The sequence below is a fragment of the Streptomyces sp. NBC_01166 genome, assembly GCF_045039765.1.
GTDB lineage: Bacteria > Actinomycetota > Actinomycetes > Streptomycetales > Streptomycetaceae > Streptomyces.
Map to the genome: position 1 here is coordinate 8058536 of NZ_CP108613.1, position 14316 is coordinate 8072851.

Below are 14316 nucleotides of genomic sequence, written 5' to 3' on the forward strand. Positions count from 1 at the left end.
GGCAAGCGATTACGCTCTGGACCCGCGTCCCGCCCTCGGAGCCACGGAATCGCGTACCACGATATGGGTGCCCAGCCGGAGCGCCCCCGTCGTCGGTTCACGCCAGTCGTCGTCATCGCCACCGGACACGGCCAGCCGCACCGCCTGCCGGCCCATCTCCTCCAGCGGTACGTGCACCGTGGTCAACCGGGGGCGCAGCTCCTGGGCGACGGGGATGTCGTCGTACCCGACCAGTGAGATGTCCTCGGGAACCCGCAGCCCGGCCTCCTCCAGGGCCTGGGCGGCGCCTGCTGCCACGACGTCGTTGGCGGCGAAGACAGCCGTGAAGTCCAGCTTCCCGCGCAGGAGTTCTGTCAGTTTCAGATAGCCGAAGTTGCGGCTGAAGGCGCCGGGCTGCACCAGGTCCGGGTCCCGGGCCACTCCGCGCAGCTCCAGGGCCCTGGCGTGCCCGGCCAGCCGGTCGCGGGTGGTGGAGAGCCTGGGCGGGCCGCCCAGGTACAGGATGCGCTCGTGACCTCGTGTCAACAGGTGGTCCGTGATGGCGAAGGCGCCACCCTCGTTGTCGTACTCGACAGCCATGGTCGGTGCGGGTTCGTCCAGCGGGGGTCTGCCGCACAGCACGAGCTTGGAGCCGCCCGCGTCCAGTTCCCGGGCCCGCCGGGCGAGTTCGGAGGTGTAGCCGCGGTCGGCGATGCTGCCGCCGACGACGACCACCGCGTCGGCGCGGCGCTCGTGCATCAGGTCGATGAAGGCCAGTTCGCGCTCCGGGTCGCCCTGGGTGCAGCACACCAGGCAGAGCCGCCCGCCCAGGGCCGCCTCCCGCTCGACGCCTCGGGCGATATACGCGTAGAACGGGTCGACCACCTCGTTGACGATGATGCCGACGGTGCGGGCGGAGACTCCGGCCAGCGCGCGGGCGTGTGCGTTGACCACGTAGCCCAGCTCCCGCATGGCGGACTCGACCCGCTCCCGGGTGGGCTCCGCCACGGGGTAGTTGCGGTTGAGGACGCGGGAGACGGTGGCGGTGGACACACCCGCCCGTCGGGCCACATCGGTGACCGTCGCCCGCCGCTGTCCGTCCGCGGCGCTGGTCTGCCGGCGCATCCGGCTCACCCCCTGCTGGCTGATGTGTGATGCCGAGCCTAGAGCCTGTGGGGCGGCCGGGTTCATGCGATCCTTTCCAGGTCGGCGCGGTGTATTGGATGGGCGAAGGGCGACCCCGCCGCGTAGCGCACCAGTTCGTCGACGGCGAGAGCTCCCAGGCGTCCCACCTCGTTGCCCTGCGCGCCCGCCAGGTGCGGGGTGATGAAGACGTTGGGCAGGTCCCACAAGGGGTGTCCGGGCGGCAGCGGTTCCGGTGACGTCACGTCGAGGACCGCGTCCAGCCGTCCGCTGACCAGGTGCCCGGTCAGTGCCTGGGTGTCCACCAGGGAGCCACGCGCGGTGTTGACCAGCAGGGTTCCGGGGCGCATGAGTCCGATCCGCCGGGCATCGATCAGCCCCCGGGTCTGCGCGGTGTCCGGGGCGTGCACGGTGACCACGTCGCTGGTCGCCATCAAGGTGTCCAGGTCGACAGGGGTGACACCGAGCAGGCCGGCCTCGGCCGCGTCGACGTAAGGGTCGTACAGGAGTACCTCGGCGTCCAGGATCCTCAGCAGCTCGATGACCCGGCGGCCGACACGGGAGGCGCCCACCACACCGATGGTCAGCCCGTGCGTGCCGATCCAGTGCTGCCGGTCCAGGTCCGCGCCGGTGCGGTGGGTGCGCCGGTCACGGAACATGGCGGCCAGCGGGAAGACCCGCTTGGTGCCCATGATGATGGCGGCCAGCGTGTACTCGGCGACCGGGACGGCGTTCGCCGCCGCAGCCGAGGAGACGACGATGCCGCGGTCGAAGGCGTCAGGGGACAGGAACGTCTTCACCGTCCCCGCCGCGTGGATCACCGCACGAAGCCGCGGGGCCCTTTGCAGGAGTGCCGCGTCGACGGTCGGGCAGCCCCAGCCCGTCAGCAGGACCTCGGCATCGGCCAGCGCAACGGACGCCTCGGGGGAGTCGAACTCGCTGATCACCGCGGGATGGCGAAGCTCCGCCGCGTCTTCGATCCGGGCCCGGACGAGTGGCGGGAAGACATCGTCCAGCAACCCGGGACGCATCACGAGGACCGTGCGCGGCCGCTGGGGTGGCGGCGTCGCGGTGTCGGCACCGGACCCAGCCGGCGCCTCTTCGGTGGTTCGCACCCTGCCTCCGCACAGTAATCGCGTTCTATGGAATGACCGGCACGCTAAGGAGCCGGACCGGTGAGCGTCAAGCGACGCGCGCGTCCAATTGCCGGTTTAGGTATGCCTTTTGGGGTTCTGTGGCTGTGGATTGAGCCTCAGGATCCGTTCCTTCGACAGCCTTTTCTCTGGATCCCTTGACCGCTGGGTTAACCGCTTACTACCTTGCGGCCGCAGAAGGCTCACCACGCGCCACCCAGCCGAACAGGACGCACTATGGCTGACACAGCACCCCCGCTGACGCGGGAAAAGCGGTCAAAACGTGGGAAGGGGGACGAGGGATCCGCGCCGGCGAACGCCACCCCACCAGGCCGGGCCGCACGGGCACAGAACCACCTGACACTCCGGCAGCGTCTGAAGCGGGACTGGGTGATGCTCCTGCTGACCCTGCCCGGTCTGCTGTACTTCGTCATCTTCCACTACGTCCCGCTGCTGGGATACGTCGTGGCGTTCCAGGACTACCAGCCCTACCTCGGATACATGCACAGCGCCTGGGTCGGCTTCGCCAACTTCACCGCGGCGTTCGGCGAGCCCGCCTTCTGGTCCGCGACCCTCAACACCCTCGAGATCGCCCTCGTCCAACTGGTGTTCTTCTTTCCCGTCCCGATAGCCCTGGCCCTGCTCCTCAACAGCATCGTCAGCGAACGGCTGCGGCGCTTCGTGCAGAGCGTCGTCTACCTGCCGCACTTCATCGGCTGGGTCATCATCGTCTCGGTCTTCCAGCAGATCCTGGGTGGCGCGGGACTCCTGCCCGACGTCCTCGGCGGTCTGGGGCTGCCGCGCTACGACATGATGAGCGACCCGGACGCCTTCCCATGGCTGCTCACCCTCCAGGTGGCCTGGAAGGACGCGGGCTGGGGCACGATCATCATCCTGGCCGCGCTGCTGAACATCGACAAGCAGCAGTACGAGGCGGCCGCGATCGACGGAGCGGGCCCCCGGCGCCGGCTCTGGCACGTCACGCTCCCGGGAATCGCCCCGGTGCTGATCCTGCTGCTCATCCTCAACCTCGGACAGATCCTGTCCGTCGGCTTCGAGCAGATCCTGCTCCAGCGTGACGCCGTCGGCCCCGATGCCGGCGAGGTGCTGGACACCTACGTCTACTACCACGGCATCAAGGACAACGACTGGGGCGTCGCCGCCGCGGTCGGACTCGTCAAGGCGGTCATCGGCACCGCACTCGTCCTGGGCGCGAACAAGTTCGCCCACCGCCTCGGCCACGAAGGGGTGTACCGCGGTGCTGACCGCTGAGAAGCCGACCGCCACGTCCGCACCCACGGCGCCGGCGAAGAAGACCACACGCACCACCGAGGCCGACGGCCGCCCCCCGTGGATGGAACGTCCCACACGCCTGGGCCAGTTCGCCAAGGCCCTCGCCGTGGTCGTCGTGGTCACCGCCGTCGTCTACCCGCTGCTCGGTGTCATCGGCACGAGTTTCGCCTCGCAGTCCGACATCATCCGCTCGACCGGCCTCGTCCTGTGGCCCGACCACCCCACTCTCGACGCCTACCGGACCATCTTCACCGGCGGAGTCGTCACCCGCGCCCTGTTGGTCAGCATCGGGATCACCCTGGTGGGCACCTCGGCCAGCCTTCTCGTCACCGTGGGCATGGCGTACGGGCTCTCCCGCCGCGATGTCACCGGCTCCCGCGCCATCCTGATGATCGCGCTGTTCACCATGCTCTTCAACGCGGGCATCATCCCCAACTTCCTTCTCATCAAAGGCCTCGGGCTCTACGACACGTACGCGGCACTCGTGATGCCCACCCTGGTCAGCGCGTTCAACCTGGTCGTCCTCCGGTCCTTCTTCATGAACCTGCCGGAGGAGCTGTACGACGCGGCGAAGGTCGACGGGGCCGGGGACTTCCGCATCCTCGTACGGATCGTCCTGCCGCTGTCCAAGGCCGTGCTCGCCGTGATCAGCCTCTTCTACGCGGTGACGTACTGGAACGCCTTCTTCAACGCACTCCTGTACCTGGGCGACTCCGACAAATGGCCGCTGCCCATGGTGCTGCGCACCTACGTCCTCCAGGGACAGAGCCTCAACAGCGCCTCGGCCGGAGAGGTTCTCGCGCCACAGCAGGCCGTGCAGATGGCCGTTCTCGTGATCGCCGTCGTGCCGATCCTCCTCGTCTACCCCTTCCTCCAGCGCTACTTCACCAAGGGCGTACTCACCGGCGCCATCAAGGGCTGAGCGCGCGCCCACCCCGGCCTGTCGGCCCCTTCTCCCAAGGAGATCCAGTGTCGAGCTCCACCCCCATCAACCGCCGATCGCTGTTCCGCATGGGCGCGGGCCTCGGTCTCGGGCTGGCCGCCGGGCCGCTGCTCGCCGCCTGCGGCGACGGTGGTACCACCGCCGAGGCGGAGGCCAAGAGCGCTTCGCTCCTGCCGGACACCGCCGTCCGCAACATCGGTCTCAAGCCCGACCTGGCCGGCACCGCTGCCGGAGTGCCCCAGGGATTCTTCGGCTACCCGGCCAAGCCGCTGCGTGCCACGAAGAACACCCCGCTCAAGGGGGCGGCACCGATCAGCGTGACCATGGAGACCTTCTCGCCGCCACCGCCCGGCCGGGGGAGGAACGCAGCCTGGCGGAGCATCGAGAAACTCCTCGGCGGCGAGGTGAACATCACCGCCGTCCCGGCCGACGACTACGGCACCAAGTTCTCCACGATGGTGGCCAGCGACAGCCTGCCCGACCTCTTCATGTATCCCGAGGTCGGCGGTGTCGACAACAAGGCCGCCTTCCTCCAGGCCAAGTGCGCGGATCTCACCCCGCACCTCGCCGGGGGCAAGATCAAGGACTACCCGAACCTCGCCGCGATTCCCGAGGGGGCCTGGCAGGCCGCGATCTTCGGCGGAAAGCTCTACGGCATCCCGATCGCCCGCACCGGCACCGGCGGCGCCGGGGTATACCGCCACGACCTGTTCGAGGAGGTCGGCGTCACGAGCCTCGACCAGATAGACGGCCTCGACCGGTTCGTCGAGGTGTGCAAGGAGCTGACCCGCCCCGAGAAGGACCAGTACGCCATCATCGCGGGTGCCACCAGCATGCTCGCCATGTCCGCCGGGGCGCCGTACTACTGGCGTCTCGACCCCGCGACCGGAAAGTTCACCTCCGACCTGGAGACGCCCGAGTACCGCACAGCCGTCGAGACCGCGCGCGCCCTCTACAAGGCGGGGTGCTTCTACCCCGGCACCATCCAGATGTCCGGGGCGCAGAAGGCCCAGTACACCGACATGTTCAAGAACGGCAAGGGCGCGTACGTCTACGACGGCATGCCGACCTACCTGGCTCCGGGCGTGGGTTACGTCGCCGCCATGCAGGCGATCGACAAGAAGTACGACCCGCGTCCCTTCGTCCCGGTCGGCAAGGGTGCCGTCGCCTGGATGGACAACGTCAAGCTGGAGAACACCCATGTGAAGAAGGCCTCCGGCGACCGGGTCCGGCAGATCCTCGCACTCGCCGACTTCGCCGCCTCGCCGTTCGGGAGCGAGGAGTACACGCTGATCAACTACGGCGTCGAGGGCACCGACTTCACCCGTGACGACAAGGGCAACCCCGCCCTGACCGAGCAGGGCACCCAGGACGTCACCGTGCCCTGGAAGTTCATGGCCTCCGCCGTCCCCGCCATCTACAGCGCCGACTCCGAACAGGGCGTCCGTCACGTCCACGAGACGTTCACCAAGATGATCCCGATGATGGAGCAGGACCCCACACTCCAGTACTCCTCGCCCACCTGGGACTCGAAGGGCAGCGGCAGCCTCCTCACCCTCAAGCTGGACGCGCTCAAGGACATCATCGCGGGCCGCAAGCCCATGTCCGCCTACGACCAGCTCGTCAAGGACTACCTGGCCAAGGGCGGCGAGCAGGCCCGCGGCGAATTCGAAGAGGCCTACCAGAAGGGGAAGAAGTGACCACGAGACGCTCGGCCCTCAGACTCGGCGGCGCGGCCGTCGCCGCGGCCGTGGGGGTCCCCGCCCTCGGAACGCCCGCCGTGGCCCGCCCGCACGCCTTCGACCCCCGGCCCGGTTCCGACGGCGTAGGCGACCCGCTCTTCCCGACCCTCGGCAACGGCGGCTATCACGTCCTCCACTACGACCTGACCTTCGACTTCACCCCGGTGACCTACGACTTCACCGCCGTCGTGAAGATGAGCGCGCGAGCCACCCAGGACCTGTCGGCGTTCAACCTGGACACCGACGGCCACACCATCGACGCCCTCACCGTCCAGGGACGCGCCGCCACCTGGCAGCTCACACCCGGACAGAGTGGCCAGGAACTCACCGTCACCCCCGCCCGCCCGCTGCGCGACGGGCAGGCGTTCACCGTCGAGGTCCGCTACCGGGGCAACGGCAAGGCACCCCGGCTCGGCCTCACCGGCTGGAGGTTCGGCACCGACGGCGGGTTCGCCTCCGCCGCCCAGTCCTCCCGCGCGGACACCTTCCTGCCCTGCAACGACACCCCGTCGGACAAGGCGACCTGGACGTTCCACATCAGTGCTCCCCAGGGCTTCGTCGCCACCGCCAACGGCGAGATCCTGCACCGCACACCACGTGCCGACGGTTCCACCGTCTGGCACTTCGCGCTCCGCGAACGTATGGCGACCGAGCTGATCGGCATCGCCGTCGTCAAGGGCACCTACCTCTACGGCACGGGCCCCCACGGGCTGCCCCTGCGCCACATCGTGCCGCAGGGGCAGGAGGACACGTACGCCCCCGTCGTCGCCCGCACAGCGGACCATCTGGCCTGGTGCGAGGCGAAGTTCGGCCGCTACCCGTTCTCCGTCTACGGCGTGCACATCTACGACGGCTACACCGACGCGCTGGAGAACCAGACCCTCTCGCTCTTCTCCACCAACTGGTTCAAGACCGACGCCGAGGGCCGGCCCCGCTACGAGACCACCATGGTCCACGAGCTCGTCCACCAGTGGTTCGGCGACTCCGTCACCCCCGCCGACTGGCAGCAGGCCTGGTTGAACGAGGGCCCGGCCGTCTACTACGCCGCCGTGTACGGGGAGGAGCGCGGCTGGTCCGTACTCACCGACAAGATGAAGGCCACGTACGAGAAGCTGGACGCCGTCCGGGCCCAGGACGGACCTCCCGGACTGCCCAAGGCGCTCGGTGGCACGAACATCTACGACGGCGGCGCCCTCGTCCTGTACGCCCTGCGCCGGCAGATCGGCGACCGGGACTTCGACCGCGTGATGAGGCTGTGGCCCGAGCGGTTCAGGGACGGCAACGCCTCCAGCGAGGACTTCATCGGTCACGCCGTCGCGGTCACCGGAAGAAAGTCGCTCGACCCGTTCCTGCGCGACTGGCTCTTCGGAGCCGTGAACCCGCCCATGCCCGGCCACCCCGACTGGAAGGCCGCCACCGCATGAACCGCACCGTGCACATCCTGCGAGGCACCGCCGCTGCCGTCACCACCACCTTTCTCGCAGCGCTCCTCGCCGCTCCCACCGCCCAAGCGGCCCCGGCCGTCCGCACGCTGTACGCCGCCCCCGACGGCGACGGCACCTCCTGTACGGTCTCCCGGCCGTGCAGCACCGACGGAGCCCGCGACGCGGCCCGCACCGAGCGCGACCGGGACGTCCGGGTACTCCTCGAAGGCGGTACGTACCGTCTCGACGAACCCCTCCGGCTCGGCGCCGGCGACTCGGGGAAGGACGGCCGCACCGTCACCTGGACCGCGGCCCCCGGTGCACGCCCCGTATTCTCCGGCGGCCGCGAGATCACCGGCTGGCAGCGCGACACCGATGGCACCTGGACCGCGTCAGTCCCCGACGGCGTCACCCCCAGGCAACTGTTCGTCGACGGCGAGCGGGCCGTCCGGGCCCGGGGCGAGGCCTGCGCGGCCACCGTCTGCGACGCCACCGACGCCGGGATGACGGGGGCGGAGACCACAGGCATCGCCGACTGGAAACGTCCCACCGACGCGGAAGCCGTCATCCGGATCCGCTGGCGCAACTACCATTGCCGGATCGCGGGCGTCATCGGCGACGACATGACCTTCGCCGAGCCGTGCTGGACCAACTCCTCGGCGGGCACCGACCGCACCGGCCCAGCCTGGGACTCCACGACGGTCGACTCCGGCCGCTACAGCGGAGTCGCCTTCTTCGAGAACGCACCCGAACTGCTCGACGAACCGGGCGAGTTCACCTGGAACTCCGAAGCGCGCACCGTCACCTACCTGCCGCGCAAGGGCGAGGACATGCGCCGTGACCACGTGGTCACCCCGCACACCGAACAACTCCTCGTCCTCGACGGCGCCCACGACGTCACCGTCAGCGGCATCGGCTTCGCTTACGCCGCCTACCGTCAGCCCGGCACGGACGAGGGGTACGCGGGCACGCAGGCCGGCCTCACCCTGACAGGTGCGACGGGCCCCGTCGACCACGCCGGCCGCTACTACACCAAGCCCGCCGCCGCCGTCACCGTCCGCGGTGGCCGGCACGTCGCCATCGACCGGGCGGTCTTCAGGCACCTCGGCGGAGCCGGAGCGATTCTTGAATCCGGCACCAAGGACAGCTCCCTGACCCGATCCGCCTTCACCGACCTGTCCTCGGGCGCCGTGTACGTCGGGGACACCGAGCCGCGGCCCGCGGCGGCGCTCGCGGGGGAGCGCAACACGATCGCGTACAACACGATTCACCGCTCGGGCGTCGAGTACACCGACTCGGTGGGCATCTGGGCCGGCTACGAGGCCGGACTGACCATCGACCACAACACCCTCGAGCACCTGCCGTACTCCGGAATCTCCGTCGGTTGGGGCTGGAACCAGCCCGAGGCACAGCAGTCCGTGCTGCGTGACAACGAAGTGACCGGCAACCGCATCACGGACGTCATGGAAGTCGCCCAGGAACAGCACGACGGCGGCGCGATCTACACCCAGGGCGCCCAGCCCGGCACCGTCCTGTCGGGGAACTACATCAACCGCTCCGCCTTCGGCAACACCGAACGCGACGGCAACGGCATCTACCTCGACGAGCAGTCCTCCCACATCCTCGTCGAGAAGAACGTCATCACCCGCATCGGCTACAAGTGGGTCTCCAACTGGGCCGACTACGGCATCGGGAACACCGCCCGCGGCAACTGGACCGACACGGCCGCTCCCGCCCTCGGCGGCGCCGGCTCCGTCATGACGGACAACCTCACCGGCCTCGACCGGCTTCCCGCCGCCGCCCTCGCAGTGGCTTCCCGGGCAGGCGCCCACGGCGGGCCGGTCGAACAACTGCGGACCGACCTGGCCCGCACGGGTACGGCGACCCAGTCCTCCACGGACGGCGTCGCCACCGCGGCCCTGGCGCTGGACGCCGACACCAACACCGACACCCGCACCCGGGCCGAGGCAGGCGCCTGGTGGCAGGTCGACCTCGGCGCGGAGCGGCGGGTCCGCCAGATCGAGGTCTGGAACAACGCCTCGTCCACGACGGCGGACTTCGACGTCATCACCGACGACCGCACCGTCCACGTCACCGGGAAGGCCCTGCGCCCGACCGTCATCGACCTGGACAGCCGCACCCGCACGGTGAAGATCCTGGTCCGGGGAAGCGGAAGCGTCGCACTCTCCCAGGTCCTCGTCCATCCGTGACGGAGACGACGCGGTACCACTGAACGACGACAAGCACCACTGAACAACGAAGGAAGTCCTATGACCGACCTCCGTATCGGCGTGCTCGGCTACGGCCTGCGCGGCTCGCTCGCCCGCACCGCCCACCGGCCCGGCTCCGGCGCCCGCGTCACGGCTCTGGCGGAACCGGACCCACACGCCCGTACGGAGGCGGCACGGGCCTTCCCGGAGGCCCGCACGTCCGCCGACCACCGCAGGGTTGTCGAGGACCCCGAGATCGATGCGGTCCTCGTCCTCACCCCGGACCACACCCACGCCGACCTGGCCTGCGAGGCACTGCGGGCCGGCAAGCCGGTCTTCGTGGAGAAGCCTCTCGACATCAGCATCGAGCGGTGCGACACGATTCTGCGCACCGCCCACGAGACCGGCACCCGGCTCTACATCGGCCACAACATGCGCCACATGCCCGTCGTCCGGCTGATGCGTGACCTCATCCGCGACGGCGCCGTCGGCGAGGTCAAGACCGTCTGGATCCGCCACTTCGTCGGCTACGGCGGCGACTGGTACTTCAAGGACTGGCACGCCGAACGGCAGTACACGACCGGCCTGCTGCTGCAGAAGGCCGCGCACGACATCGACGTGCTGCACTGGCTGGCCGGAGGCTACGCGCGCGATGTCCAGGCGCTGGGCGACCTGATGGTCTACGGCGACATCCCGCACCGGCGTGCGCCGGGTGAGCCCAAGGCCGACGACTGGTACACCAAGGACGGCCACTGGCCACCGCACACCCAGCGCGCGCTCAACCCCGTCATCGACGTCGAGGACGTCTCACTGCTCAACATGCGCCTCGACAACGGCGTCCTCGCCTCCTACCAGCAGTGCCACTTCACCCCCGACTACTGGCGCAACTACACCGTCATCGGGGACGCCGGACGTCTGGAGAACTTCGGCGACGGGCCCGGCGGCCATGTGAAGGTGTGGAACGCCCGCCGGTCCGGCTACCGCGCCGACGCGGACCAGGTCCACGAGATCCCCGCCGCCGAGGACAACGCCGGACACGGTGGCGCCGACCCTCTGCTGATGGACGAGTTCCTGCGGTTCGTCCGGGAAGGCGGACGAACCGACACCTCACCGGTCGCCGCGCGGATGGCGGTAGCCGCGGGAGTGCAGGCCACGGCCTCCCTGCGGGCCGGAGGCACCCCGGCCCGCGTGCCGGAGCCGGACCCCGAGCTGGTCGCGTACTTCGAACGGGGCCAGCTTCGCGGCTGACACCTCGGTCCGCCGCCCGGCGCCGGCTCAGGTACGGCCCGTGCCCTGGTAGACATCGAGTTCTCCGTCGAGTTCCAGTGCGAGCACGGTTGCGTACGCGTCGACGTCCCGCGAGCCCGGCGCGTCGATCCAGGCGACGCCCGGCACGTCGTGCAGACCGCCGACGACGCGGTGTGCGAGGGGCTCGCCCGTGCCGACGACCGACACCCGCTTCACGCGGCTGCGCAGCCCGCGCACGGCCACGTACTCGCGCGGCGGGTCGAAGCAGAACAGGTAGAGGGTGCGACGGTCGGCGGACAGGGTGCTCGGTCCGTAGTGGTGCCCGGCCGGCAGGCCCGCGACGGTCCCGTACACCGCTTCGCTGTGTGCTGCGATCCAGGCGCCGAGTCCTTCGAGGCGTGCCGCCTGCTCGTCCGTGACGGTGCCGTCCTCCCGCGGGCCGACCCCGAGCAGGAGGTTGCCGCCCGTCCCGATCGTCTCCGCGAAGTACCGCACCAGCTGCCGCACCGACTTGTGGTTCGTGTCGCCGGGCTGGAACCCCCAGGAGTCGTTCACCGTCAGGCAGAGCTCCCACGGCCCGTCCGGTGCGCGCAGCGGTACTCCCTGCTCGGGGGTGGCGTAGTCCCCGTGGCCGATCAGGCGCGCATTGCACACCGTGTCCGGACCGGCGCCGAGAACACGGGCGGCGAGCGCGTCCGTGCCCCACTGCTCCTCGGCGCGTTCCCACTCGCCGTCGAACCAGAGCAGATCCGGGCGGTATCGGTCGACGAGCTCGCCGACCTGGCCGTCGCGGTAGGCGAGATAGCGGGACCAGGCCTCCGGGTCCTCCACCCCGTTCCGGGGCGCGACCCAGCGGCTGGTCAGCACGTCCTCGTGGGTGGGGGAGGGGCGAGGGTGCAGGACACTCGCGTAGTCGGGGTGGTTCCAGTCGGAATGGGAGTAGTACAGGCCCACCTTGAGCCCTTGTTCGCGCAGCGCCGTGGCGTACGGTCCGACCAGGTCACGCCCGGCTGGCGTCCGCCGGACGACGTCCAGGTCGCCGTACCCGGTGTCCCACAGGGCCACCCCGTCATGATGACGCGCCGTCAGGACGGCGTACCGTGCACCGGCACGCGCGAACAGGGAGGCCCAGCCGCGCGGGTCGTAGCGTGCGGCGGTGAAACCGCCGAGCTGCTTCATGTACTGCTCGTGCGAAACCCGGCCCGTGTAGAAGGCCCAGGACTCGGGGACGCCCTCGACGGCGTAGATGCCGTAATGGACGAAGATTCCGAGCTTCGCTTCGGAGAACCAGGACTGCATGGGCATCGGGCAACACCTCTCTCCGGTGAACGGCGACTGACGGGGCGGCTCGTGCCGCCCCTGGCCGACGGAATGCCGGGCGCCGACCCGGACGCGCCGGGCCGGCTCAGCCTCCGCCGGTCCATTTTCCCCGCCGCTGAGCAGACGCAGTACTGAAGCGACGACGGGGCGCAGTTCAGCTGGACCGAGCCTTCGGCTCCGGTGCGTATGACAAAGCGCTTATGGTGCGCGAAACGGCTCCGCCCAGGCAGGGCGGAGCCGTTTCGCGTTATGGGCGTACGGATCAGGCGTGGCGGCGGTTGCCCGAGATGACGCGGTAGAGCAGGAGGAGAATGAGCGAGCCGATGATCGCGGCGATCCAGGTGGAGAGGTCGAAGAAGCCATCGATGGAGTCGATGCCGAAGATGACCTTGCCGAGCCAGCCGCCGAGCAGTCCGCCCGCGATACCGATGAGCATCGTGATGATGATGCCGCCCGGGTCCTTGCCCGGCATGAGCGCCTTGGCGATGAGGCCCGCGAGCAAGCCGATGAAGATCCAAGCAATGATGCCCATAATGCCTCTCCTACCTGGGGGGATAAAGACGGTGTCAAGGACCGTCTTTACCGTGCCGGTGCTTTCAAACGTGGATCATCCAGTCTCTGTGCGGTGAACGGACGGGGGTCCCGGACCAGTGCTGTGCGGCTCCGCATCAGGGCCGAGGCAGTGCCTGCGCGAGACCGCTGTCGGGGAGTCGCGGCGGATTCCGCGGTGGAGGACGTCGGTCCGCAGAGCCGAGGCTGCGCCGAGACGTGCAGACCGCCTGTCAGGCTGCGCTTCCCGCTGAGGTCCGGGTGGTATCGGGGACCGTGACGGCGCCCGTGTCCTCGGCGACCGCGGCCTTCGCCGATACCCCGATTCCGAGCTTGTCGAGGATCTTCTTCTCGATCTCGTCGGCCAGGCCGGGGTTGTCCTTGAGGAACTTTCGGGAGTTCTCCTTGCCCTGGCCGAGCTGGTCGCCCTCGTACGTGTACCAGGCGCCGGCCTTGCGGACGAAGCCGTGCTCCACGCCCATGTCGATCAGACCGCCCTCACGGCTGATGCCCTGGCCGTAGAGGATGTCGAATTCGGCCTGCTTGAACGGCGGCGCCACCTTGTTCTTGACGACCTTGACGCGAGTGCGGTTGCCGACGGCGTCGGTGCCGTCCTTCAGGGTCTCGATCCGGCGGATGTCCAGACGCACCGAGGCGTAGAACTTCAGCGCCCGGCCACCGGTCGTGGTCTCCGGCGAGCCGAACATCACGCCGATCTTCTCGCGCAGCTGGTTGATGAAGATCGCGGTGGTCTTGGACTGGTTGAGCGCGCTGGTGATCTTCCGGAGCGCCTGGCTCATAAGGCGGGCCTGCAGACCCATGTGGGAGTCGCCCATCTCGCCCTCGATCTCCGCTCGCGGCACCAGGGCCGCGACGGAGTCGATGACGATCAGGTCGAGCGCGCCCGAGCGGATCAGGATGTCGACAATCTCCAGTGCCTGTTCACCGTTGTCCGGCTGCGAGAGGATGAGATTGTCGGTGTCGACGCCGAGCTTCTTCGCGTACTCCGGGTCCAGTGCGTGCTCCGCGTCGATGAACGCCACCGAGCCGCCGAGCTTCTGCGCGTTCGCCACGGCGTGCAGCGTCAGCGTCGTCTTGCCGGAGGACTCCGGTCCGTACACCTCCACCACACGGCCGCGCGGCAGACCGCCCACACCGAGGGCCACATCCAGCGCGGTGGACCCGGTGGGGATCACCTCGATCGGCTCGTTCGGCCGCTCACCGAGGCGCATCACCGCGCCCTTGCCGAATTTCCGCTCGATCTGTGCGAGCGCGGTGTCCAGCGCCTTCTCGTGATCGGTTCCTGCCATGAGCTTCACCCGGTCCGATTGA

At 69.3% G+C, this 14316-nt stretch carries 11 protein-coding genes; 6 read left to right on the top strand and 5 right to left on the bottom strand.

Features of this window, described 5'->3' with window-relative positions; genetic code table 11:
• Positions 1–9: 9 nt before the first annotated feature.
• A complete protein-coding gene (locus tag OG379_RS36470) occupies positions 10–1104 on the bottom strand; it encodes a LacI family DNA-binding transcriptional regulator (RefSeq protein WP_405667523.1) in 1095 nt (364 codons plus the stop codon).
• Between the two features lie 62 nt (positions 1105–1166).
• Positions 1167–2153, bottom strand: coding sequence for a hydroxyacid dehydrogenase (locus OG379_RS36475; protein ID WP_405668778.1), 987 nt, complete (start codon positions 2151–2153; stop codon positions 1167–1169).
• A gap of 339 nt (positions 2154–2492) precedes the next feature.
• Here OG379_RS36475 and OG379_RS36480 point away from each other — a divergent pair, with 339 nt between their 5' ends.
• The 6 genes from OG379_RS36480 (at position 2493) to OG379_RS36505 (ending at position 11115) form a co-directional block, all read left to right on the top strand.
• Complete coding sequence (locus tag OG379_RS36480) at positions 2493–3527, top strand: ABC transporter permease (RefSeq protein WP_405667524.1); 1035 nt, start codon at positions 2493–2495, stop codon at positions 3525–3527.
• An 82-nt stretch (positions 3528–3609) separates the two neighbouring features.
• Positions 3610–4470 carry a carbohydrate ABC transporter permease gene (locus OG379_RS36485; protein ID WP_405668780.1) on the top strand — a complete coding sequence of 287 codons (861 nt, stop codon included), beginning with the start codon at positions 3610–3612 and terminating at the stop codon, positions 4468–4470.
• Between the two features lie 47 nt (positions 4471–4517).
• Positions 4518–6191: an extracellular solute-binding protein gene (locus OG379_RS36490; protein ID WP_405667525.1), complete on the top strand. Its 1674-nt coding sequence runs from the start codon at positions 4518–4520 to the stop codon at positions 6189–6191.
• On the top strand, positions 6188–7657 hold the full coding sequence (locus OG379_RS36495) for a M1 family metallopeptidase (RefSeq protein WP_405667526.1): 1470 nt from the start codon (positions 6188–6190) through the stop codon (positions 7655–7657). Before OG379_RS36490 ends, OG379_RS36495 begins: the two co-directional genes overlap by 4 nt.
• A complete protein-coding gene (locus OG379_RS36500) occupies positions 7654–9867 on the top strand; it encodes a right-handed parallel beta-helix repeat-containing protein (protein ID WP_405667527.1) in 2214 nt (737 codons plus the stop codon). Before OG379_RS36495 ends, OG379_RS36500 begins: the two co-directional genes overlap by 4 nt.
• Before the next feature lie 60 nt (positions 9868–9927).
• Positions 9928–11115, top strand: coding sequence for a Gfo/Idh/MocA family protein (locus OG379_RS36505; RefSeq protein WP_405667528.1), 1188 nt, complete (start codon positions 9928–9930; stop codon positions 11113–11115).
• Positions 11116–11142: 27 nt separating this feature from the next.
• Here OG379_RS36505 and OG379_RS36510 read toward each other — a convergent pair whose 3' ends face one another.
• From OG379_RS36510 to recA, 3 genes are all read right to left on the bottom strand, one after another.
• Positions 11143–12420 carry an alpha-L-fucosidase gene (locus OG379_RS36510; protein ID WP_405667529.1) on the bottom strand — a complete coding sequence of 426 codons (1278 nt, stop codon included), beginning with the start codon at positions 12418–12420 and terminating at the stop codon, positions 11143–11145.
• Between the two features lie 277 nt (positions 12421–12697).
• Positions 12698–12967: a GlsB/YeaQ/YmgE family stress response membrane protein gene (locus OG379_RS36515; RefSeq protein WP_393759568.1), complete on the bottom strand. Its 270-nt coding sequence runs from the start codon at positions 12965–12967 to the stop codon at positions 12698–12700.
• Positions 12968–13217: 250 nt separating this feature from the next.
• On the bottom strand, positions 13218–14294 hold the full coding sequence (recA, locus tag OG379_RS36520) for a recombinase RecA (protein ID WP_405667530.1): 1077 nt from the start codon (positions 14292–14294) through the stop codon (positions 13218–13220).
• Positions 14295–14316 lie beyond the last annotated feature (22 nt).

Excerpts from the sequence above, each read along its gene's own strand:
- OG379_RS36500 (WP_405667527.1), top strand. The coding sequence starts at position 7,654 with ATGAACCGCACCGTGCACATCCTGCGAGGCACCGCCGCTGCCGTCACC.
- OG379_RS36475 (WP_405668778.1), bottom strand. The coding sequence starts at position 2,153 with ATGCGTCCCGGGTTGCTGGACGATGTCTTCCCGCCACTCGTCCGGGCC.
- OG379_RS36470 (WP_405667523.1), bottom strand. The coding sequence starts at position 1,104 with ATGCGCCGGCAGACCAGCGCCGCGGACGGACAGCGGCGGGCGACGGTC.
- OG379_RS36480 (WP_405667524.1), top strand. The coding sequence starts at position 2,493 with ATGGCTGACACAGCACCCCCGCTGACGCGGGAAAAGCGGTCAAAACGT.
- recA (WP_405667530.1), bottom strand. The coding sequence starts at position 14,294 with ATGGCAGGAACCGATCACGAGAAGGCGCTGGACACCGCGCTCGCACAG.
- OG379_RS36510 (WP_405667529.1), bottom strand. The coding sequence starts at position 12,420 with ATGCCCATGCAGTCCTGGTTCTCCGAAGCGAAGCTCGGAATCTTCGTC.
- OG379_RS36485 (WP_405668780.1), top strand. The coding sequence starts at position 3,610 with ATGGAACGTCCCACACGCCTGGGCCAGTTCGCCAAGGCCCTCGCCGTG.
- OG379_RS36515 (WP_393759568.1), bottom strand. The coding sequence starts at position 12,967 with ATGGGCATCATTGCTTGGATCTTCATCGGCTTGCTCGCGGGCCTCATC.
- OG379_RS36505 (WP_405667528.1), top strand. The coding sequence starts at position 9,928 with ATGACCGACCTCCGTATCGGCGTGCTCGGCTACGGCCTGCGCGGCTCG.